Here is a 23,173-nt window from a genome sequence, read left to right as displayed (position 1 = left end):
AGGTCAGCGGCCGGGTGCGCGCTGGGTGATTTCCTGCAGGAACCAGCCATTGCCATCGGGATCGGTGAACGCGGCGAACGAGCCGTAGCTGCGACGCTGCGGATCCGCTCCCGGCACTCGACTTTCGGTCCCGGCGTGATGGAAACGCCGGTGGCGTCGTGGAACGGTCCGTCGACCGCGATCCCGCGCGCGGTCAATTCCGCGACCGCTTTCTCGATATCGGTGACGATCAGATGCAGCCCGGCCAGACTGCCCGGTGCGGCCGCGGTCACTCCCGTGCCGAAGATGATCGAGCATTCCGAGCCGGGTGGGGTCACCTGCACGACGCGATAGCCGTCGTCCACCGGGAAATCGGCGTCGAGACGGAATCCGAGCCGCTCGGTGTAGAAGGCCTTGGCGCGGTCGACATCGGCGACCGGCACGACGGCGACTTCCAGCTTCATGTCCATGATTCGTGTTCTCCTCGAATGTCTTTCGCGACGCTTCAGTGGGCGTTGTTCCGGGCGGCCTGCTCGATCACCTCGGCGACCCGATCCGGGTGCGAAACCGCGACCGAGTGCGACGCGGCAATCTCGGTGACCTGCGCGTGCGCCCGCTCGGCCATGAACCGCTGCGCCGCGACCGGAATATTGAGGTCCTGCGTGGTGACCACATCCCAGCTGGGCTTGTCGGTCCAAGCAGCGACGGTCGCCTTCTCCTCGAGCGCGGACTGCCGGATCGGGCGCTGTGCGGCGGCCGCCAGGGCGGCGCGATCGGCGGGGACGTCGGTGGCGAACTGATCGTGGAATTTGTCCTGCTGGATGTACAGATCGGTGCCGGTACTGCCGTCGGCATCGGTGAACGGCACGGCGTTGAGCGTGCCCGGCAGGGTAGATCCGGGGAACTTATTGGTCAGCTCGAACGCAGTCTCACCGGGCGCGGGCAGGAAGGCCGCGACGTACACCAGCGCCTTCACCTGATCGCTGCCCGCTGCGGCGGTGCTGATGACCGATCCGCCGTAGGAGTGTCCGACCAGGACCACGGGCCCATTGATATGGCTGATCAGTCCCCGCACAGTGGTGGCGTCGGCGGCGGGCCCCCGCAGCGGATTGGCGGCCGCCACCACGGGATACCCATCCTTGCGCAACTTGTCGATGACATCGTTCCAGCTCGACCCATCCGCGAACGCGCCGTGTACGAGGACGACGGTCGGCTTCGGCGCGTCCTCGGTCGGTCCGGCATGGGTGGTGCTCGCAGTGCAGGCGACGGCGAGGCTGCCGACCGCCACCGCAGCCGTGACCGCCGCGATCGCCCCGCCCGCGCGCCGCGTACGAGGGTGTCGAATGTCGACCATGTCGATGTCCTTCCGAGGAGCGTTGAAGCATGTTGCGCAGCCTCGACTCTGGTCCCGCTCCCCCCACCGCCACATCTGTCAACTGACGCCGACCATGACGTAGTCAGCCGACACCGCCACCAGAAAGGCGGACGGATCGACCAGCGTCCTACGCGCCGATCACACAACGCTTCCGCTGGTGGAGGCGTGTGCGTAGTGGTCGTGTCTTCCTCCGGGCACAGAAACGACTCAACCGCCCCGGGTACGGCCGCCGCGGTGTCACCGAATACGGCGCCTGTCGCTGCTCGACGTTCACCCGCTCCCGCCTCGATCCGACCATCCCGACAGCACTGTGATCGAGGCGAACGTTCCACTCGATCAGGTCGTCGAAACGTCCCGGAGTCCTCAGAACAAGCTCGTCTGCGCGGCAACGGACCCGCCGGTGATCGAATCGTCGAGCTCGATACGCCGCCCGATGAGCTGAGTGTCGTTGGCCAGGAGAAGTTCTCCGGTCTCGGATCCGTCGCGGCAAGCGATGGTGTGCCCGTGCGCGGTCACCGCGTCGAGGACGTACTCCCCCGGCGGCAAACGCCCCGCCGAAATCGATGACGGTCGCGTAGCGGCCTCGCTCCGCCACTGTGCGATAGAACTCGCCGCCACCCGACCAGGTCGTTTCAGTGCGCATCGTCCCGGTGGGCAGCACGGCGAGCGCCTCGGAGGCTGCGGCGGTCACCGCAGCCTCCACTGCCGCCCACGGAGCCAGCGGCTTGGTCAGGACGCGAGTCTTCGCCGCGCTGCCGACGGCCTGCCGGAAACCGGCCTGTGCCGATACCACCCGCTCCAGTTCGCGCACATGCATGCCATCTGGTGAGTCGGCGATGAACCGGGCGGCGAGCGCGCCCTGTTCGTACAGGCGGCGATGCCGACGTACCGCCGACGCCGTACCAACTTTGGCCAATCCCTCACCGAAATAGGCGATATAGAGATGGTGGGGCTGGGACACGTAAGCACGGATCTGCTCGGGCAAGGCCGAGATCGGTCCGCGGTGCGTGTGCACCACCGCCCACCCTTCCCGCACCCGGCAAAGCGGGCACTGCCGGCCGCTGACAAGTTGCGCGGAATCCGGACACGCTCGCCGCCCCGGGAAACTGCCGAATCCGTGATATCCCAAGCAGTATCGCGCCGTGTCGCGGATCCTGAACGCCAAGCGCGTACCGAGACCGGGCACGCGCTCGGTCGATCCGTCACCGTGGATCAGCTCATACCACCACTGGCCGCGCTCGTCCCAACGGGTGCCGCCGTACAGCAAGTTATCCGTAGTGGTCATCGGCGCAGCGCTCCGCATGTTCGTGTTGGGTCGTGGTCATCACCATGATGCGTGATGCCACCGAAACTCGTTCTGCGCGTGTGGATAACTGATGCCGCCTACCACGAGGCGTATGCCGGGCGATCCGCCGAGCTCGCAAAAATGCTGGCCATGGGTATCTTGTGACTTCCCCGTCCTATACGAGGCCGCGCCACCATCCCCGGCACCCCGGCCGAGCTCCGAGCCCGGTCTGCCATGGATGTAGTGATCGCCCGCACCGACGACGCATACTGCTGAGCGGATGACCGGTCCGAACTGTGGTGGGCGCAGCAGATGCGACATCTCCCGACCTGAGGCTCGTCAGCCAGACTCTGATCCTGGACGAGACGCCATCCAGGATCGGGGTTTGTGACCGATTCGGCCGACGCCTTCGGTCAGATTGGTTCACTGGGCGGTGGACTCACCTGTGTGACTGGTGCTTCCACCGGGACCCACTGCTGGCTCGAGAGGTTCCACTCCAGAACCTTTCCGTGCAGTGTGGGCTCGGTAGGGTCGAGGTCGAGCAGGGCCAGGCGCGCCTCGTCCGGAAGGCCGGTGGTGACCAGGATCGCCGCCGCGTTCAGGTTCTCGATGTCGAGCACGGTAACCACTTCGACATCACCGTGCGATCGCCGTGCCCGCTGAAACCAGCGTTGGCGTAGCTTGCTCGGAAGCGCTGCCGCACCGTCGGCGGCACGCTGACCGAGCGCTTCGAGGAATGCTTTGCCGAACACTGTCGCCGCGGGCGCGACCGCGCCGAACGCAGCCGCTGACCACTGCAGCAGATCGTGCGACAGTGAGCCGGGATCGCCGGGGGGCGGGCCGCCTCCGGGCGATGGCTGCACGACATCTCCACTATCGGCGCGCCCCGAGCTCGGCTGTGTCTGATTCACGGTGACCCTACCCCCATCGCTTCAGTGCGCACCGATAGTACGTCACTCCGCCCCTGTTCCACCTCGCGCGGCCAGTGCTCGTGCGGGCTGATCCTCGACCGGATTTGCAGCGGAATGGACCATTCCGCTATGGTTGTGGAACAAAGTATTCCGTTCCAAGGAGTTGGTCGTGAACGCAATCCACCCCTTCCGCGTCGAGGTTCCACAGGCCGATCTGGACGATCTCCGCGACCGGCTGAACCGGGCTCGCTGGACTCCCGCCCTGCCCGGGGCGGACTGGAGCCGCGGCGTGCCGGTGGACTACCTGCGCGAGCTGGTCGCCTACTGGGCCGGCGAATTCGATTGGCGGCAGGCCGAATCCGAGCTCAATCGGTGGCCGCAGTTCACGACCGAGATAGACGGCCAGATCATTCACTTCAAGCACATCCGCTCCGCGCGGCCCGGCGCGCGGGCGCTGCTCCTGCTGCACGACAACCCGGGCGGGGTTATGGGCCTGCTCGACGTGCTCGAGCCGCTCTCGCGCGACTTCCATCTCGTGGTGCCCTTCATGCCCGGATTCGGGTTCTCCACGCCGCTGGCCGACACCGGCTGGACCGTCCCGCGTACCGCGACCGCGATGGCCGAACTCATGACCCGCCTGGGCTACGAGCGCTTCGGCGCGCACGGCGGCGGTGGCGGTGCGAACCTGTCCCTCGAGCTGGGCCGTCAGATCCCCGAGCGGCTGATCGGCCTGCACGTCAACGCCTACGTCGCCATGCCCGACGAGAGCGCCGGTGATTTCACCGACACCGAGAAGCAGCGCATGGCCACCATCGACGCCTTCATGCGCGACGGCATCGGCTTCAACATCATCATGTCCACCCGCCCGCAGACCATCGCCCACGGCCTCAACGATTCCCCCATCGGCCTGCTCGCCTGGGTGGTGGAGAAGTTCAAGGAGTGGAGCGACCCGCAGGCCGAGCTGCCTGAGCACACCGTTCCCAAGGACCGGATGCTCCTCGACGCGAGCGTCCAGTGGTTCACCGGCACGTCGGGTTCCATCGCGCAGAGCTACCACGACCTGGCACACGACCCCATGACGTGGGCGCCCAAGGAGCGCGTCACCGTTCCCACCGCCTTCGTGGTCGCCGCCGGTGACGTCACCGTCCGCCGCTTCGCCGACCGCGACACCACGGTCGCCCGCTGGACCGAGTTCGACAAGGCAGGCGCCTACATCGCCCTCGAACAGCCCACCCTGCTCGTCGAGGACATGCGCGTGTTCTTCGCGAACCGCTGAGCCCTATCCCGATTCTTTCGGCCGCCGCTGCGCGGCAAAGCGATCGGTGTGTGGACCGGCGTCGCCGGAGGCGGCGGCATCCTGGGCATGTTCCTGTCCGCATTGCTCGTCGATGTCGCCGACTGGCGCTGGCTGTTCGTCCTTCCCGCGGCTCTGGTCATCGCAGCCCTGGCCACGACGCTCAAAGCCCTGCCGAACTCTCACGAGCACTCCTCACATGCCTTCGACACCGTCGGGGCGCTGATCTCCGTCGTCGGCCTGGCGCTGATGGCCGGGTTCGCCTCCGTCGACGGCGGCTACCCGTCCATCCTGCCCGGCATCCTCGCCATGGGAATCGGCATGGGCCTGGCGATGACTGCGCACCCGCGAGGGCATGGCCAGGCCCGCGCGAACGGCCGCCTCAGAGGCAAACAGCCGAACTGCCTCTCGCAGCACGGAAAACGATCCACCGCCGACGACGACCCCGACGACGACGCGAGCCTGGCCGACCTGGCAGAGGAATACAGCGTTGGCCGCTCCACCATCCACCGCATCATCAGCGGCACTGCGCCACGCGCGTAGCGCCCACGGCGTTCATGTACCCGGTGCCCGGCATCCCCCGAACCACTTGACATCGCCGCTGGTCAAGCCATTGTCGTTGTTTTTCGCACGGTTACCGCCGGAACCCCGACATCTCAAACCCCTGTGGAGTGGCTCGGTGCGCCGGATACGCCGTGGGTCTTCGTGCACGCCCATCCCGATGACGAGTCACTGTTGACGGCGGGAACGATGCGCAGGGTCAGCGAGGCCGGACGGCGCACCGTCGTCGTGTTCGCGACCGATGGCGCCGCGGGACTCGCGGATTCGCCACCAGGTCCGCAGCTCGCAGCGCGTCGCGAGGCGGAGGCGTTGGCATCAGCCGCGGTCCTGGGATGCGACCGGGTGGAATTCCTCGGGTACGGGGATTCCGGACTCGACGGTCATGTGCCAGGCGGCTTCTGCGGCGTCCCTGTCGCCCAAGCGGCTTGGCGCATCACCGACCGGACGTGTTCCGTACGACGATCGCCCCGTAGTCCCTGCTCGGCGGATCTGGATAGTAGTCGGGGATGATGTGCTGTCGGTCGGGCACCAGATAGCCGTGCCCCCGGTACATCTCCAGGAACGGATCGACGAGGCAGCCGCCGAGCTGACGAAACGCGTAGTCGCCTGCGTCGATCTCACCGAACCGGCGGCAGTAGGCGTCGTAGCCGGGGATCTTGGCTCCGGTGAGAACATAGTCCAGCGCCAACCGCTCGGCCAGCTCGACCGGGGTCTCCATCATCACCGCGTATGCCATTCCGCCGCGCGCGGTCCGCTTCAATGAGCCGGAGGCGAGGTAGATGGCGTTCGCGGTGTCCAGATCTATCGTCGGGTAGTAGCCGTGACCGGTCACCGTATCCCAATCGCTGAGTTCGGCGATCTTGTCCGGCGTGTAGTGCATGGGGAAGCCCATCAAAGTTCCGACGACCTCATCGTCCTGCTCGAAAATCCAGAATCCTTCGGGGAAGGCGCGCAGGCGAGCTGTCATCTGGTCCCGGCTCGCCCGCTGGGCTTCCTCCCAGTCCTGCTCGACCGCCATGATCTCGTCGAGGTCATCCAGCGCCGCCTGGCGCACTGTGATCGTCATCGCGCTTCCCAGGTGACAGGCAGGCATTCCAGGCCGTGGACGAATACGCCGATCTTCCATCGCAATGTGTCCGGATCAGCTGCGAATCCCAGTCCGGGAAAGCGCTGCACCAGGGTGCCGATAGCCACCTGCGCCTCGAGTTTTGCCAGCGACGATCCGAGACAGAAGTGCAGGCCATGGCCGAACCCCAGATGCTGGTTCGGCGTCCTGGTGATTTCGAACCGGTCCGGTTCGAGGAACCGTTCGTCATCGTGATGTGCCGACAGCAGCGAAGCGACGACCAGTTCCTCGGCCGGAATGACCGTGCCTCGGAACTCGACATCGGTCAGCGGAAAGGCCCCGGTGCTGTTTGCCACCGGCGGGCAGTATCGCAACACTTCCTCGATGGCCGACTCGATGAGTTCAGGCGTGTCGCGCAGCCGCCGCAACTGCGCTGGATGACGGAGCAGCGCCCACACTCCGTTGCCGATGAGGTTGCCCGTCGTCTCGAAACCCGCCGCGATGAGCAGGAAGACCATGCTCATCAGTTCCACCGATGAGAGCCGGTCACCATGCGTCTGCGCCTCGATCAACGCACTGGTGAGGTCGTCGCGGGGGTGCCTGCGGCGTAGCGCGAGGAATTCCTCGAGGTACTGCTGAAACTCGATCGCCATCCGGCGCAGGGCGTCGAAGTTTCCGTCCGACGGCGGAGCGATCAGAATTCTGGTCCACTCCCGGAACCGCTCCTGGTCTTCGATCGGAACCCCGATCAGCTCGACCAGCACGGTGATCGGCAACCGGAATGCCAGAGTGTCGAGCAGGTCCACCGAGACCTGCTGCTCGGCCAGGTCCAGCAGACTCTCCGTCGCCTCGGCGATGCGCGGGCGCAGCTGCGAGATTCGGCGGGCGGTGAAGGCCTTGGCCACCAGTGCGCGCAACCTGCTGTGCTCGGGCGGATCGGCGTAGAGCATGTGCTTGTCCAACCGATCGAATTCGGTGACCCGGAAGTACCGGGAGCGCGCCTGATCGGACAGTTTCCGCTTGTCCTTGCTGAAACGGGGATCACGGAGCAGTTCGACCACGTCGGCGTAGCGGGTCACGCGCCACTCGGGCGCCCCCTGATGCGGATTGAACAGCCGGACGATCGGTGCCTCGGCACGCATCCGCGCCAGCGTCGGCAACGGATCGACCCGCATCTGCTCACCCCACAGGTCGAACTGGTTCATTCGGGTCGCTCCAGCACCTTGCCGACTCGAAGCCAGGTCGGCCTTCCACTGATCTCCCGCCACCACCGCGCCAGGTTCGGCCGCGCATCGATCAGGTCCGCGCCGCCCGAGGCGACCAGATATTGCAAGTAGGGCAACCAGGTGACCTCGGCGAGTGAGAACTCGGGGCCGGCGAGGAACTCCTGCCTGGACAGCGTGGCGTCCGCTACGTCGAAAGGTGTCGCCAGTGCAGTGCGGGCAGCGGCGATAGCGTCCTGGTCCGGCGGCGGCGGCAACAGCGCAGCAGCGGGGCTGCTCCGGATGATCTCGTAGACGGGGCCGCCACGGACCAGCTCCCACACCGGGCCGCTGACATAGCTTTGCTCGATGCTGATCCACTGTTCCATCAGCCCGTGCAGCTGAAGGTTGTCCGGCGTCAGCGCGGGGCCCGGCAGCCGCTGATCGAGATAGCGGATGATCGCCCGCGATTCATACAGCAGGAACCCGTCGTCTTCGAGTACCGGAATCTCACCGAAGGGCTGGCGTTGCCGGTGTTCCGGCGACTTGTCGTGTCCTTTGAGAACACTGACCTCGACCAGCTCGGCTTGCTGATCCTTCTCCGCCAGCACCATCAGCACTTTGTGCGTACACGCGCTGGTGGCTGTCCCGTAAACCTTCATCATGATCCATCCTCTTCGCGCTCCGCGACTATCTTCAGCAAGTACCGAGTGATCGCCCGTGGGGTCGGGTGTTCGAAGGCGAGGGTGGATGGCAGCGCGAGGCCTGTTCGCGCGGCCAGTTCGTGCCGCAGTTGTACGGTCATCAGCGAATCCATGCCCAATTCCGTGAATTTGCCGTCGACCGGGACATCGGATGGCGAAGACAACTGGAGCACGGTAGCCGCATCCGCGCGTACCGCTGACTCGATCGCTGCCTCCTGCTCGCCGTCCGGCAGCCCGATCAACTCCTCGAGCCAATGCACCGGCTCGACGGGGACCTGTTCGCGTGGGGGTTCCGGGGTGTCGAGCCAGTGACGCCTGCGCTGCCACGGATAGTGTGGCAACGACACCACCGGGCGGCGATCCGGGTAAAGGGCGCCGAAGTCCACCGGATACCCCGCGGTATAGAGATCGGCGACAGAGTTCAGCAGGCTGCGCGTTTCCGGGCGTTCCCTGCGCAGCGTCGGTATCGCCGCCCGCGCGCCGAGACAGTTCGCGACATGGCCGGAGAGCACAGAGTGCGGTGCTATCTCGAGGAAGAGCCGCTGCCCATCTCTGGCGGCAGTATGCACGGCGTCGGCGAACCGGACCGGATGCCGGACGTTGTCCGCCCAGTAATCCGTGGTCAATTCGTTTCCGGCGATCCGGTCTCCGCGTGCCGTGCTGTACAGAGGGCATGCGGTCCGGCCTGCCTCCACCGTGCCGAGTTCCTGCGCGAGTTCCATGGCCAGCGGAGCCATCGACGGCGAGTGGAACGCATAGTCGACAGGCAGCCGGCGGCAGCGAACGCCTTGTCGCTGAAGTGGGCCGAGCACGGTGTGCAGCTCTTCCACCGTGCCGGACAGCACAACGGATTTGTCGTCGTTGATCGCCGCCACAGCGACCGACGTACCGATGGTAGACAACGAGGCCGCGACCTCATCGTGGGTGAGCTCGACCGCGACCATCGTCCCCGAACCGGCTGCCCGTGCCATGATCCGGCCTCTCGACACCACGATCCTGATAGCTTCCGCGAGGCTCAACGCCCCCGCGACATGCGCTGCGGCGATTTCACCGACACTGTGCCCGATGACCGCGTCCGGTCGGACGCCCCATGAGGACAGCAGGGCGGTCAGCGCGATCTGGAAGGCGAACAGCGCGGGCTGGGCGATCTCGGTGCGCTGCAACCTCGACCGATCCGGTGGCGCGGCCAGCTCCGCGAGCAGCGAGAACGATGTGTTCTTCGCGATGAGTTCATCGCATTGACCGAGCACAGCGGCGAAAACCGGCTCGCTGGAATGCAATTGCCGTCCCATGCCGATCCACTGCGAGCCCTGTCCGGAGAAGACATAGGTGAGCGCAGGCGGTGCGTCGGCTCGTGCCACGGTGGCGCCGTCCCGTGCGAAGGCGCGCAGCTTCTCGGCCAATTCGGCTCCGGACTCGCCGACCACCGCGGTCCGCCACTCGTGATGATCGCGCCGTGCCCCCGCTGTGTAGGCGATATCGTGCGGGTCGTTGCCCCGCTCGAGGACACTCGCGTGTGCCGAAGCCAGCTCGGTCAGCGCCGCCGGGCTTCGTGCCGACAGCGGGAGCACCACAACGGGCCCGGCGCGCGGTGGCACTTGCTCGGGCGTAGGCGCTTCGGTGACGACGGCATGAGCGTTGGTGCCGCTCATGCCGAACGAACTGACGCCTGCGATCCGTGGCCGATCGCCCCGAGGCCACGCCACGGCCGTCTTCGGGATCACGAATGGTGTTCCGGTCAGGGAAATCCTCGGATTCAGGCTGCTGAAGTGCAGGTTCCGGGGAATCTCCGCATTCCGCAATGCCAGTACCGCCTTGATCAATCCGGCGATCCCGGCGGCAGCTTCGAGATGCCCGATGTTGGTCTTGACGGCGCCGAGTACACAACCGCCGCTGTCCGGCTCCGGTTCGCCGAAAACTTCGGTCAAGGCCTCGATCTCGATCGGGTCCCCGAGCGCGGTTCCGGTGCCGTGGGTCTCCACGTATCCGATCTCGTCGGGCCGCACACGCGCATCGGCGAACGCCTGACGCAGCATGTCCTTTTGGGCCAGCGGGTTCGGCGCGGTCAGTCCGGCCGAGCGACCGTCCGAGTTCATCGAGGAACCCCGCAGCACGGCAAGCACCCGATCACCGTCGGCCAGCGCGTCGGACAATCTCTTCAGCACCACGATTCCGCACCCCTCGCCCCTGACGAACCCATTCGCACGCGCGTCGAATGCGCGACACCGGCCGTCCGGCGACAGCGCCTGCAGATCGGCGACTATCTGGGTCACCGACTCGTCGAGAACGAGGTTCACTCCCCCAGCCAGCGCTAGCGAGCTCTCTCCTGTCCGCAGACTGCGGATCGCCAGGTGTACCGCAACCAGCGACGATGAGCACGCGGTGTCCACCGCGAGACTCGGCCCACGCAGTCCGAGCAGGTACGACAACCGGCCCGCGCCGAAACAGTGGGCCGTTCCGGTGCCCGCGTACGCGCCCATCGCGCCGGACCTGGCGCTGAGCAGAAGGTAGTCGTTGCTGCTCATGCCGACGAACACACCGGTTCTGCTACCGGCCAGCCGCTCGGTCACCACGCCGGCATCTTCCAGCGCTTCCCACGCGACTTCGAGCAGCAGTCGATGTTGCGGATCCAGCGCCGCCGCCTCCTTCGGCGAGATCCCGAAGAACGCCGCGTCGAAACCGTCGACAGCGGAAAGGAAGGCACCGGTTCGCGCGGCATCGCCGGTGCCGCCAGCCGGCCGCTCGGACGCCGCGTCGACACCGTCGGAAAGCAACGTCCAAAATGATTCCGGGTCGTCGGCGCCGCCGGGGAAACGGCAGCCCATGCCGATCACGGCGACAGGTTCGGATTGCTGCCGCGTCAGCCGGGCAACCTCGGCCTCCAGGCTCCGCAGCGCGGCAGCCGCTTTCACCAGACGCGAGCGGTAGCCTTCCTCATCGATGACGGTCACGGCAGCTGCCTGCGTTCGAGCCGGTCGATCGAATCGTCGATCTGCGCCAGCAGGTCGCGAAGGTCATCGACCTCTTCGATGACCTCCTCGGGCTCGGCCATGCCGAGTACGTCGAGTAGCTGTTCGCTCAATGCCCGCACCGTCGGTGCGCTGTACAGCAGCGTCGCGGACAGCCGGACGCCGAGCGCCGCCTCCAGCCGGTTCCTGAGTTCGAGCGCCATCAGCGAGTCGACTCCCATGGTCGTCAGCGGCGCCTTCCGGTCGATCGAAGCGGCGTCGAGGTGCAGGATCCGGCCGAGTTGCTCAGTGACGACGTCATCGATCAATCGCGGGCGTTCGGCAGGTGTCGCCGCGCGCAGCCGGTCCGCCAACCACGGATCCGATGGTCTGCTCGCACTCTCCCGGTCATCGTCACCGAGTTCGGTGAGCAGCGACGCACCGGCCAGAACCGGGTAGAACGCCAGCCACTGTCGCAGATCGAGATTGGCCGCAGCGATCTGGCTGGTGCTGCCACCCAACAGCAGACCGAGGATGTCCGTACCTTGTTCGGGGGTCAGGGTGCCAACTCCTCGATGCGCGAGTCGCTGCCCTTCGGTGTTGCGTTCTGCCATGATTCCTTCCTGCGAGTACAACCCCCAGTCCACGCACAGGGCTTTTCGGCCACCATGGTCCCGATGCCGGGCGAGCGCGCCGAGAAATGCGTTGGCGGCCGCGTAGTTGGCCTGTCCCGGCGAGCCGAGCAGGGCAGAGGCCGACGAGTACATCACGAAGAATTCCAGCTCCCGGTCCTCGGTGAGCTCATGCAGATTCCAAGCGCCCCGCATCTTGGGTGCCAGCACGCGGTCGTACCGTTCGGCATCCAGTTCCAGAATGGTCCGATCGTCGAGCACCATGGCCGCGTGCAGCACTCCGCGCAGTGGCGGCAGCCGGTCATCGATGTCCGCGAGCATCGCGGCCACGTCCTGGCGCCGGCCCACGTCCGCCCGGGCGACCACGACCTCGACGCCTTCCCTCCTGAGCTCGTCGATTCTGGCCTGCACGTCAGGAACCGGATCATGCCGTCCGGCCAGCACGAGGTGCCGCGCACCGTGCGCGGCCAGCCAGCGCGCCAAACCGATGCCGAGCCCGCCGAGCCCGCCGCTGATCAGGTACGTGCCCCGGGCGAAGGACAATTCGACATCCCCTGGCTCGACCGAGGCCCGTACCAACCTCGCCAGATTCCGCCCTTCCTCCCGTAAAGCGATCTCGTCCTCACCGTCCGGCCCGACCAGTTCGGGAAGGAGTTCGTCGGCGCAACGGGTTGGCGCCCAACCCGATCGGAGGTCGACCCGCACGCACTCCAGTTCGGGATGCTCGACGCTCAATGTCCTTGCCAATCCCCACAACGGAGCTTGGGACACCTCGACCGGCTCGGAGCCCACCTGCTGTGCGCCTCTGGTGACCAACCACAGCCGGGGATGGTCCCGCAGACGGAGGCGAGCGAGCGCGCGGACGAGGCGCACGGTAGTGAGTCCGGTGATGTGCTGATCGGCGGTCAGCGTGTCGGCGGTGACGTGCTCGATAGCTGTGGTGTCCAGGCTCCACAGATGCACTACCCCGACGCAGGCTCTTTCGCCACCGGCGGTGACGTTGTCGAGCAACGTGCTCCACGCGTCGTCGTCGGCGACGTCGATATCCCGCTTGTCGATCAGCACGCAGGTTTGGCCTCGCTGTTCGAGCAGCGTGGCCAAACCTGCACCGACACCGGTGGAGTCGGTGAGCACCAGCCACGTCCCGGGAGACCCCTCGCCACGATCCGGGGCAACGAGCCGCTCGGCGGCGCGCCATGCCACCTGGTAGAGCCAGTCCCGGTACGGTCCCGGTCCGGCAGGCCTTGCCACTGTCAAACCCTCGACCTCGATCAGCACCGTGCCGTCTTCGTCGAGCACCAGCAGATCCCCGCTGTCCTCGGTGGACCGGGCGCGTGCGTGTACCCACACACGGTCGCCAGGTGGCCGGTGGACTCGCAGCCGGTCGATCCGAATCGGAATGACCCCGCCGCTCGCCCGCTGGTCGAGTAGCACGCTGCCGAGCACCTGGAAGCAAGCGTCCAGCAGTGCAGGGTGGCAGACATACCCCGAGGACGATCCGGTCGACTCGACCAAGGCCACGCCCTCCCCGTCACCGGTCCAGATTCGTTGCACACCACGGAAAGCCGGGCCGTAGTCGATAGCTCGCCCGGCATACCGCGCGTAGTGCTCGGCTACGGCTACCTCGGTGCCGCACCGTTCCCGCACGGACGACGGCGGCTCGGCCATCGGCGGCCCCCCGCCACCATGACGAACGGTTCCGTGCGCGCAGAGAACCCACGGTTCGTCCCTTGTCGCTCGGCAATACACCTGGAAATGGTCGGAGTCCTCGATGAACTGGACGTGTCCGGAGCCGTCTTTTGCGAGAATCGCCATCCGGTCGAAGGCGAGGTCCTCCAACACCATCGATCGTCCGCACGCGCTGAGCGCCATCTCCACATAGCCCGACGCCGGGAACACCACCGCGCCGTCCACCATGTGGTCGGCCAGGTACGGCAGGTTCAGCTCGCGCTCCCAGATCCGGGTACCCGGTGAGGTTGCCGGGCTGACCGGCTCACCGAGCAATGGATGCCCGTGGTCGGCGCGCGCAGCCGGAGTTCGATCCAACCAGTACCGCTGGCGTCGCCACGGATAAGCGGGCAGGGGCACGCAGCGTCCGCCGCTCGGGTGGAGGGCGGGCCAGTCCACCTGGCAGCCTCGGACGTACAGTGCGGCAAGCGATTCGAGGAAAACCGCGCGCTCATCGTGTTCTCGCCGCCCGGACGGAACGACCAGGCCTCCGTCCTCTTCGATCGAGGGCAGCAGGATCGGGTGTGGGGTCAGCTCGACGAATACCGTGCGCCCCAGCGTCATGCAGTCACGGACCGCCTGCGCGAACAACACTGGTTCACGAAGGTTGCGTATCCAGTAGGCGGTATCCAGCTCGGCCCCGTCACAGACCTTTCCGAGCACGGTGGACCACATCGGCACCGTGGTGGCCTCCGGCGTCAGCGCACCGAGTTGGCGACTCAGCTCATCGGTGATGACATCGACTTGTGGGCTGTGCGCGGCGACCTCGACCTTGATCCGTCGACAGAACACCCCCGCGCCGGTCAGCTCGGCCAGAACCTCCTCCAGCGTGTCCGGGTCGCCGGAGAGCACGGTCGAGCGCGCGCTGTTGCTCGCCGCGATCGACACCTGATCGGCGAATCCGGACAGCGCCGCGCTCGCTCGCTCGAGCGGCAGTTCCACCAGCGCCATCGCGCCGCGCCCGGCCAGTCCGCGCAGCAATCCGCTGCGGCGGCAGATGATGCGCGCCGCGTCGGTCAGCGTGAGCGCGCCCGCCACATGCGCGGCGGCCACCTCACCCATGCTGTGCCCGATGACGGCGTCCGGCTCGATGCCCTTCGATCGCCACAGTGCCGCCAACGCGACCTCCATCGCGAACAGAACCGGCTGCACGACGTCCACCCGGGCGAGCCGCGACGTGGATGGACCTGCGGTCAATTCATCGATAACGGACCATCCGGTCTCGTTCCGGATCGCGTGGTCGCATGTCTCGACAGCCGCTCGGAACGCGGGCTCACCGGCGAGCAGTGCTCGCCCCATGCCGAGCCACTGCGAGCCTTGACCAGAGAACACGAACACCACTCGCGGCCGTTCGTCCGGCTCGGCGCCGGGCACCAGCCGCGGCGGCCCGTCACCGGGCAGCACCAGGGCGGCCCGGTACTGATGATGATGCCTGCGGACAGCCGCGGTGTAGGCGATATCCCGGATGTCGGCCTGCCGCTCATCGAGCCTGGCGCGGAACGCAGCGACCAAATCGGTCAGCGCGCCCGCATCGCGCGCGGAGATCGGCACCAGTGCCGGTCCTGGTTCGGTCGCGGGAGGCTCGGCCTGCTCCGGCGGATCGGCGACGATGACGTGCGCATTGGTGCCGCTGATACCGAACGAGCTGACACCCGCCATCCGCGTCGCACCGTCGCGTTTCGGCCACGCGACCGGATCACTCGGCAGAACCAGGGCGGTTCCGGTGAGGTCGATCCTGGGATTGACGGTGCGCAAGTGCAGGTTCGCCGGGATGCGCTCCCGCTGCAGCGCGAGCACGACCTTGATCAGCCCTATCACCCCGGCAGCCGCCTCGAGATGCCCGATATTGGTCTTCACCGCGCCGAGCACGCAACGCGAACCGTCGTCCCGCAACCCGCCGAGCACGTCGGCAAGCGCGTCCACTTCGATCGGATCACCGAGCGGCGTTCCGGTGCCGTGCGTCTCGACATAACTGATGTCCGCCGCGCCGGCGCGAGCGCTATGCAAAGCCTGACGGAGCAAAGCCTTCTGCGCCGAGACGTTCGGCGCGGTCAGCCCGGAGGAACGGCCGTCGGAGTTCACCGCTGAACCACGGATCACCGCGAGCACCGGATCGCCGTCGGCCACCGCGTCGGAAAGCCGTCGCAGGACCAGCATCCCGCAGCCCTCGCCCCGGACATAGCCGTTGGCCAGCGCATCGAAGGTTTTGCATCGCCCGTCCTCGGACAGCGCGCGCGAGCTGGCCAGCATGTCGGTCATATCTCTGGCCAGCATCAGGTTGACCCCACCGGCCAGCGCCATCGCGCTCTCTCCGGAACGGAGGCTCTGGACCGCGAGATGCACGGCGACCAGGGACGAGGAGCACGCCGTGTCCACGACCATGCTGGGCCCTTGGAGACCGAGCACGTAGGACAGCCGTCCGGCGGGGAACGAGTGCCCGTTGCCGGTGACCGTGTAGATGTCCCGGTTTCCGCGGCTCAGCCGGTCGTAGTCGGTGACGACGACACCTGTGAAGACACCGGTTCTCGAGCCGGCCAGCCGGTCGGGCCGAGCGTGCCCGGCCTGTTCCAGTGCCTCCCAGGCCACTTCCAGCAGTAGGCGCTGCTGGGGGTCCATCGCCTCGGCCTCCCGGGGCGCGATGCCGAAGAAGGCCGCGTCGAATGTGTCCACATCAGACAGAAAGCCACCCCAGCGCGCCGGACTGCCGACCTCACCAACCCACCGGTCCGGAGGCACTTCGGTGATCGCATCGACGCGGTCGTCGAGCAGTCGCCAGAATTCGTCGGGGTCGCGGCCGCCGCCCGGCACACGGCAGCCCATGCCGACAACGGCGATCGGCTCGGTCTTCGCCATCAGTTCCCGGTCCAGCCGGGCTTGCAGGGTCCGCATAGCCGCCAGGGCCTTCTTCACCGGCGATGTCTGCTCAGTCATCATGCTGTTCCTGTTCGACGAGCCGGATGCTCTCCAGCAGCATGGCCTCGGCTTCCTCGTCGGAGAGCAGATCAATGTCCGCTGCCATGGAAGGCCGATCGTCCGGTTCCGGTTCTGCGGCCGGAGTCTCGGTCACCGCGAGTTCGTCCGCGATGAACTCGGCGAGCGTGGCGATGGTCGAGTAGGTGAACACCAGTGCGACGGACAACCGTACGCCGAGCGTCGATTCCAACCGGTTGCGTAGCTCCACCGCCATCAACGAGTCCATGCCCATGTCCTGGAACGTCGACTGGCGACTCAGGCTCGGGGGATCTCGTTGCAGCGTCAGGGAGACCTGCTCGATCAGGTGCTCTTCGATCAACCCCGCCCGTTCCGGCGCGTTGGTCGCGGCCAGCCTGTCGGCGAACGCGGTGGCGATCCCCGAGGCACGGAATTCGAGCTCGTCGAACAGCGGTGTCCCCGCCACGCTGGGAAACGATTCGAACCAGTGCCGGAGGTTCAGCTTCATCACCGCGAGTTGACCGAGATCCGCACATACCCCGTGGTCCAGTGCTCGCGCAAGATCCGCCGAGGACGCGTCGGCGATGCCGTGTGTCGGCATGCCGGCCTGCGCGAGGTGCAGGCTCAGTGCGCGCAGGCCGCGGGCATGGCGATGGTGTGCGATCGCGTTCACTCGTGCGCTTGCCATCGAGTCGCCCGGGGACCCGAACAACGAGGCGACCGATGAGCAGAGTACGAAGAGATCCAGCTTGCGATCGAGCGTGTGTTGGTGCCACCGCCACGCGCTGTCCTCGCCCTCGGCGTGGATGAGCCCGCGCAATGGGCCCGACGCACTCTCGATCTCGGTGATCAGCCCGGTCATCTCCAGGTCGTCGGTCGCGCACGTGTCGATGGTCGACACCTGCGCCCCCGGAAAGCTGATCGGCCCGATGGTGCCGTCTCGGTTCAGGATCACGATGTTGCGCGCACCACGGTCGGTCATCCACCTGGCAAACGACTCCGCGAGTGCGGCATCCGCGCCGACGATCAGGTATGCACCGTCCGCCCGTAACGTCGCCACTCGCTCACGGACGTCCGGAGCGCGGACCAGCCTGGCCACGAACCGGCCACCGGGACGCAGGGCGACATCGGTCTCCCGATCATCGCTGAGCATAGCCGTCACCAGCGTGGCTGCCTCATCGAGTGTGGTCGGCGCGGCAAGATCCACCCGCGTGACCGATAGCCCGGGATGATCGAGCCCGATCGCCCTGCCGAGTCCCCACAACGCTGCCTGGTCGACATCCACCGCCGAGATGTGCTCGCCGACTGCCTGGGCGGCCCGAGTCACCACCCACAGCCGTGGCTGATCGCGCCAGCCCATTCCGGCCAGCACGTCGGCCACCCCCCGCAGGCTCGCGCTGCCGAGACTTCCGACGTGCACTACCCCGGTCGGCGCCGTTCCGGTCAGAACCGCACGCAGAGACTCTGTTCCGGTCGGGTCCGCTCCCTGCGCGGTCACCAGATCACACTGCTTGCCTCGAGCCCGCAGCTCTTCCGCGAGTTCAGCGCCGAGGCGATCCTCGCCCGCCAACACGATCCACGACCCGGCCCGATCTCCCACCGGTTGTGGATCTGCTCTTTCGCGCCATTCCACCGTGTACAGGCAATCTTCGACCGGATCGGGTTCTCTGAGCGGCCGTAGGCGCACGCCCTCGGCCTGCACCAGTACCCGGCCGTCGTCGTCGAGCAGGTAGAGGTCGCCGCCCGACCCCGCTGATCGGCCGTGCGCCCATACCGACCCCGCCGGGGTCCGATGCACTCGCAACCGACCGATCCCGGTCACCACATTGCTTCCGGACGAACCGTTGCACAGGGCGATCAGCGCCTGCAGACCGGCGTCGAGCATCGAGGGAGGGATGCGGTAACCGGTCTCTCGAGCATGTGGCCGCTCCGGCGGCACGAGCCGGGCAAGCACTTCCTCGTGGCCGAACCACAGCTCCGATACCCCACGAAGGTGCTCTCCGATTCCCAGCCCCGCCCCGGCCAGCGCGCGGTAGTGCTCGGTCCGGTCTCGGTGCGTGGTGCAGCGGTGCCGAATCAGGGCGGGCGCCTCGCGCACATCCGGCTTTTCGGTGTCCGGCGCGACGGTGGCCAGTGCGTGCCGCACCCGATCCGGACCGTGGGGGCCGAATACCTGGAAGAGTCCCTCCCGCGTGCTGATCACCGTCTGAGTCGTGGGCACCGCGGCCGCGGTCACTTCCAGCATGCGCTCGAACACCAAATCGGTAACGGCGATGTCCTCGGTTCCGTACGCCTCGGCGCCCGATGCCAACGCCATTTCGGCGAACGTGGCCGCGGAGATCACGGTGTCCCCGCACACCGTGAGGTCCGCGAGATACGGCAGCCTTACCGGGTCCAGCGCGCGTTGCCAGTAGCAGGTTCCCTGCTCTACGGCCGAGATCAGGCCTGTGCCGAGCAGCGGATGGCCCCCGTCGTCGCCGGCGAGCGCGGTACGCCGGTCGGCCGCGAGCCAGTATCGCTTCCGTTGCCACTGGTAAGCGGGCAGCGAAACGACCCTGCCGGTCTCGAGTAGCCGATCGAAATCTGGCGAGCAGCCACCGGCGTACAGGGCGCCGGCCGCGCGGCGCAGCGCGGATCGTTCGTCCTCGCCCTTTCGCAGCGAACCAACGGCATGACCATCGATCCGGCGGGCAGCGAGGCATCGCTGGGCGTTCTCCAGCAGTACCGGATGCGGGCCGATCTCCAGGAAAACCCGGTATCCGTCGGAGATCGCCCCGTTCATGGCGTCCGCGAATCGCACGGTGTCCCGCACGTTTCGTGCCCAGTAGTCCGCGTCGAATCGCTGATCGTCGACGAGTTTTCCGGAGACTGTGCTGTAGATGGGCAACCGGTTCGGCCCTGGAGTAAGCGTGCCGAGCGCTCGAGACAATTCACGCCCGGCCGGGTTCATCCGCGCACTATGGAACGCGTAACCGACCCGGAGTTCACGGCATGCGATCCCCTCGCCGCGCAGCCGTCCGAGCAAGTCGGCCAGCGCGGCGGCGTCACCGGACACGACGGTCGAATCGGGATCGTTGATCGCGCCGATCGTGAGCTCACCCTGGTACGCGCTCAGCAGGTCGCGCACCCGCTCGGCGGGCAGCTCCACCGAAGCCATCCCACCTTCTCCGGCCGCGGCCTGCATCAACCGGCCCCGGTGATACACCACCTCGACCGCTTCGGCGAGGGACAGCGACCCGGCCAGGTACGCGGCGGTGACTTCGCCGAAGCTGTGGCCGATCAACGCGTCCGGCACAAGCCCCCATTCCTGCCACAGTCGCGCGATCCCCACCTGGACAGCGAACAGAGCCGGCTGCGCGACCGCGGTCTCATCGAGGCGGCTACGTTCCACCGGCGCGGTCAGCTCGGCCGTAAGCGACCAGGTGGTCAGCGGCCGTAACCACTTCTCGCATTCTTCGACAGCCGCGCGAAACACCGGCTCGGCACGCAACAGATTCCGGCCCATACCGGCCCACTGCGAACCCTGGCCGGAGCACACGAACACGATCGCTCGCCGCTCGCCACGAGCCACGCTGCCCATCCATGTGTTGCCGGGCATGGTCCCCACAGCCGCGGCACGCAATGAATCGGCCAGCTCCTTCGAAGATGAACCCGTCACCGCGAGCCGGTATTCGTGGTGGTCCCGCCGCACCGCGGCCGTGTAACACAAATCGCGCAGGGCGATGTCGTCGGCATCGCTGAGTTCGCGTGCCATCGTGGCCGCCGATGCCAGCAGGGAATCGCGAGAGCGGGCGGAGAGCACCAGCAACTCCGTCCGGCCCCGGTCCGGCGGCGGCTGGGCGGCGCCCAGGGTGTACAGCGCGCCCATCGAGTCGATCAAGGTCGAGCGGTCGCGGTCCGCACGGCGCAATGTCGGCAGCGCCGTGCCGCCGTGCTGCTCGACCACCGACGTGAGGATCGGATGCGGGTCCACGTCGACGAAGATCTGGCGGCCCCCGGCGAGCAGGTGTCCCATTACGGTGTCGAATCGCCATGGTTCGCGTTCGGTGCGCACCCAGTGCTCGGCATCGAGCAGCGCGCCCTTCATCTGCGCCCCGGTGGCCGCGGAGTAGAACGGTATCCGGGTCTCGCCGGGCCGCAGGTCAGCGAGCGCGGCCCGTAAGTCGGGCAGCACCGAGTCGACGTAGGGACTGTGCGAGGCGTAGTCGACCCTGATCCATGCCGACGCGACCGAGCGCGCGGCGAGTTCGTCCCGTATCGCCTCGATCGCCGATCGATCACCGGAGACGACCGTGGATCCCGGGCTCGCGCTGCCTGCGACCCATACGTCACCGCCGTGCCGGGACAGCAGGTCGTTCGTGTCCTCAGCGGACAGGTCGAGCACGGCCATTCCGCCGTGGCCGGACAGTCTGGCGGCGATCGCGCTGCGCCTGCACATGATCAGCGCGGCATCATCGAGAGTGATCGCTCCGGCGACGTGCGCGGCGGCGACTTCACCCATGCTCATCCCAGCGACGGCATCCGGCTCGACTCCCTGTGATCGCCACAGGTGGGTCAGGGCGATCTGCATCGCGAAGATCGCCGGCTGGGCCAGCTCAGTACGCTCGATCCAGCTCTCGTCGGCTGAGGTCAGCAGCCGGGTGAGGGACCAGTCGACGTGTGGGCGCAGCGCGGTCTCGCACCGCATGATGGCCGAGCGGAACGCGGGCTCACGCAACAACGGCGCACCCATCCCGGTCCACTGCCCACCCTGGCCGCCGAACAGAAACATGATCTTCGGCCGGTCGCGGTCGACAATCCCGGTGCTGATTCCAGCCCCGGCACGGCCGCTGAGGAATTTCTCGGCGCCCGTGGCGATATCGTCGCGGTCGCGAACGGACAGTGCGAGCCGGTGCGAGCCGTCCGCCTCGACCGACGCGGCGGCGCACAGTCGGGCGATCGGCGTCAGGTCCCGAGCGGACGCCAGCTCCCGCGCCGCGGCACGGAGGCCGTCTTCGGTGCCCGCGGCAAGGGGCAACAGGCAGACCGGAGCGTAATCGCCGCTCTCGAGGACCACATGGCAGTTCGTGCCGCCGAAGCCGAACGCACTCACCCCGGCGACGAGGCGGCCCTCTGCGTCACCGTGCCACCGTTCCGCCCGCGTAGGCACCCGCAAACCCCATTCACCGAGAGGGATATTCGGGTTGGCTTCCTCGAACTGGCCGCATGGCGGCACGGTGCGATGCCGCATCGCCAGCAGCACCTTGATCAGCCCGGCGATCCCGGCCGCAGGCTCGAGATGGCCGATCGCGCTTTTGACCGAACCGACCGGCAGCAGCTGGTCGCGAGACCGGCCCGCGCCGAGCACCGCGCCCAGCGCGCTCGCCTCGATCGGGTCACCGAGCGCCGTTCCCGTTCCGTGCGCTTCGACGTACCCGACCTCGGCAGGCGCAACCCCCGCTCGGCGATAAGCGCTGCGCAGCAGGGATTCCTGGGCCAGCGGGCTCGGCGCGGTCAGGCCGTTACTGAATCCGTCGTGGTTGACCGCGCTGCCCTTGAGCACACCGTGAATCGGACTACCGTCGGCGAGCGCCCGATCGAGCGGCTTGAGTACGACCATCCCGCCACCTTCGCCGCGGCCGTATCCATCCGCACGCGCGTCGAACGCCTTGGACCGCCCGTCTGGTGCCAGCGCGCCGAGCCGGGACAGTGCGTGCACCGTGTCCTGCGCGAGCATCAGGCTCACACCACCGACCAAGGCGAGATCGCACTCGCCTTCACGCAGGCTCTGCGCCGCGAGGTGGACCGCTACCAGTGACGACGAGCATGCGGTGTTCACCTGAAGACTCGGGCCGCGCGCACCGAGCGTGTAGGACAATCGGGCGGGAATAATGCTCGGATCGCCTCCGGCCAAGGTGTGCTGGGTGACCAGGTCGGGGTCCGCGCGAATTCCCGCTCCGTACTCACTCCACATCGCACCAACGAAAACTCCGGTCCGGCTGCCTTCGAGACCGCTGGGCGGAATGCCCGCGTCATCGAGAGCTTCCTGCATCAGTTCGAGCATGAGCCGTTGCTGCGGGTCGACGTGCGGAGCCTCACGGGGAGATATACCGAAGAACTCCGGGTCGAACTCGTCGATCCGGTCGAGGAACCCGCCGCGCGGCGGACCGTCGCGCCATCGACCATCCGGCGGTTCGGTGAGCGCGTCGGCGCCCGAGCTGAGTAATCGCCAGAATGCCATCGGGTCGGGAGCGCCGGGGAACCGGCAAGAAAGACCGACGATGGCGATCGAAAGCTGTTGATCCGGCGTTTCGCGCTGCACCGGTGACGTCGAGGCGGCTCCGGTCAGCCTGCGCGCCAGAGTGATCGGCGACGGATGCGCCCAAAACAGGACTGGCGAAACGGGGTGTCCCCCTGCCTCACTCAATTCGTCGGCGAGCACCGTCAACATCAGCGAGTCGAGCCCGTAGCTGGTAAACGGCTCACGTCCATCGATCGCAAGGGGATCCAACCCACTGAGGGCGGCGGTTCTAGCTATGAGCCAGTCCCGGACAGCTTCCATAGACCAGGACAACACG

11 protein-coding genes and 3 pseudogenes are annotated in these 23,173 nt (G+C 67.2%); 4 read left to right on the top strand and 10 right to left on the bottom strand.

Going from position 1 to position 23,173, the window contains the following annotated elements:
- Nucleotides 1–3: 3 nt before the first annotated feature.
- The 4 genes and pseudogenes from K8O92_25460 to K8O92_25445 all read right to left on the bottom strand — a co-directional run bounded on the left by K8O92_25460 (nucleotide 4) and on the right by K8O92_25445 (nucleotide 3,502).
- Nucleotides 4–449: pseudogene (locus K8O92_25460) on the bottom strand (VOC family protein).
- Nucleotides 450–484: 35 nt separating this feature from the next.
- Nucleotides 485–1,333 (bottom strand): alpha/beta hydrolase, encoded by an 849-nt coding sequence (locus K8O92_25455; protein UAK31162.1) that lies wholly within the window; start codon nucleotides 1,331–1,333, stop codon nucleotides 485–487.
- 384 nt (nucleotides 1,334–1,717) lie between these two features.
- Nucleotides 1,718–1,900 (bottom strand): hypothetical protein, encoded by a 183-nt coding sequence (locus tag K8O92_25450; GenBank protein ID UAK31161.1) that lies wholly within the window; start codon nucleotides 1,898–1,900, stop codon nucleotides 1,718–1,720.
- Between the two features lie 1,152 nt (nucleotides 1,901–3,052).
- The gene (locus tag K8O92_25445) at nucleotides 3,053–3,502 is read right to left on the bottom strand and encodes a hypothetical protein (GenBank protein ID UAK31160.1); all 450 of its coding nucleotides are present in this window, start codon (nucleotides 3,500–3,502) and stop codon (nucleotides 3,053–3,055) included.
- Between the two features lie 211 nt (nucleotides 3,503–3,713).
- Between K8O92_25445 and K8O92_25440 the strand changes: the two genes are divergently transcribed.
- The 4 genes and pseudogenes from K8O92_25440 to K8O92_25425 all read left to right on the top strand — a co-directional run bounded on the left by K8O92_25440 (nucleotide 3,714) and on the right by K8O92_25425 (nucleotide 5,915).
- A complete protein-coding gene (locus tag K8O92_25440; GenBank protein ID UAK35938.1) occupies nucleotides 3,714–4,826 on the top strand; it encodes an epoxide hydrolase N-terminal domain-containing protein in 1,113 nt (370 codons plus the stop codon).
- A gap of 27 nt (nucleotides 4,827–4,853) precedes the next feature.
- Nucleotides 4,854–5,183 (top strand): annotated as a pseudogene (locus K8O92_25435) (MFS transporter).
- A gap of 21 nt (nucleotides 5,184–5,204) precedes the next feature.
- A pseudogene (locus K8O92_25430) lies at nucleotides 5,205–5,387 on the top strand (resolvase).
- A 123-nt stretch (nucleotides 5,388–5,510) separates the two neighbouring features.
- Complete coding sequence (locus K8O92_25425) at nucleotides 5,511–5,915, top strand: PIG-L family deacetylase (GenBank protein ID UAK31159.1); 405 nt, start codon at nucleotides 5,511–5,513, stop codon at nucleotides 5,913–5,915.
- On the opposite strand, the gene K8O92_25420 is transcribed toward K8O92_25425, so the two are convergent.
- From K8O92_25420 to K8O92_25395, 6 genes are read right to left on the bottom strand one after another with little or no spacing between them, the layout of a single operon-like run.
- Nucleotides 5,839–6,471, bottom strand: coding sequence for a hypothetical protein (locus K8O92_25420; protein ID UAK31158.1), 633 nt, complete (start codon nucleotides 6,469–6,471; stop codon nucleotides 5,839–5,841). The genes K8O92_25425 and K8O92_25420 overlap by 77 nt on opposite strands.
- Nucleotides 6,468–7,676 carry a cytochrome P450 gene (locus tag K8O92_25415; GenBank protein ID UAK31157.1) on the bottom strand — a complete coding sequence of 403 codons (1,209 nt, stop codon included), beginning with the start codon at nucleotides 7,674–7,676 and terminating at the stop codon, nucleotides 6,468–6,470. The genes K8O92_25420 and K8O92_25415 overlap by 4 nt, the downstream gene beginning before the upstream one ends.
- A complete protein-coding gene (locus K8O92_25410; GenBank protein ID UAK31156.1) occupies nucleotides 7,673–8,338 on the bottom strand; it encodes a glutathione S-transferase N-terminal domain-containing protein in 666 nt (221 codons plus the stop codon). The genes K8O92_25415 and K8O92_25410 overlap by 4 nt, the downstream gene beginning before the upstream one ends.
- Nucleotides 8,335–11,328 (bottom strand): acyltransferase domain-containing protein, encoded by a 2,994-nt coding sequence (locus K8O92_25405; GenBank protein ID UAK31155.1) that lies wholly within the window; start codon nucleotides 11,326–11,328, stop codon nucleotides 8,335–8,337. Before K8O92_25405 ends, K8O92_25410 begins: the two co-directional genes overlap by 4 nt.
- Nucleotides 11,325–16,619 carry a type I polyketide synthase gene (locus K8O92_25400; protein UAK31154.1) on the bottom strand — a complete coding sequence of 1,765 codons (5,295 nt, stop codon included), beginning with the start codon at nucleotides 16,617–16,619 and terminating at the stop codon, nucleotides 11,325–11,327. The genes K8O92_25405 and K8O92_25400 overlap by 4 nt, the downstream gene beginning before the upstream one ends.
- Nucleotides 16,609–23,106: an acyltransferase domain-containing protein gene (locus K8O92_25395; GenBank protein UAK31153.1), complete on the bottom strand. Its 6,498-nt coding sequence runs from the start codon at nucleotides 23,104–23,106 to the stop codon at nucleotides 16,609–16,611. Before K8O92_25395 ends, K8O92_25400 begins: the two co-directional genes overlap by 11 nt.
- Between the last annotated feature and the right edge of the window lie 67 nt (nucleotides 23,107–23,173).

The organism is Nocardia asteroides, assembly GCA_019930625.1.
Lineage (GTDB): Bacteria > Actinomycetota > Actinomycetes > Mycobacteriales > Mycobacteriaceae > Nocardia > Nocardia sputi.
This window is presented reverse-complemented; position numbering and strand designations above follow the sequence as displayed.

Bases quoted from the DNA above. Each gene is read 5' to 3' on its own strand.
- K8O92_25420 (UAK31158.1), bottom strand. From the start codon at position 6,471: ATGACGATCACAGTGCGCCAGGCGGCGCTGGATGACCTCGACGAGATC.
- K8O92_25410 (UAK31156.1), bottom strand. From the start codon at position 8,338: ATGATGAAGGTTTACGGGACAGCCACCAGCGCGTGTACGCACAAAGTG.
- K8O92_25455 (UAK31162.1), bottom strand. From the start codon at position 1,333: ATGGTCGACATTCGACACCCTCGTACGCGGCGCGCGGGCGGGGCGATC.
- K8O92_25400 (UAK31154.1), bottom strand. From the start codon at position 16,619: ATGATGACTGAGCAGACATCGCCGGTGAAGAAGGCCCTGGCGGCTATG.
- K8O92_25415 (UAK31157.1), bottom strand. From the start codon at position 7,676: ATGAACCAGTTCGACCTGTGGGGTGAGCAGATGCGGGTCGATCCGTTG.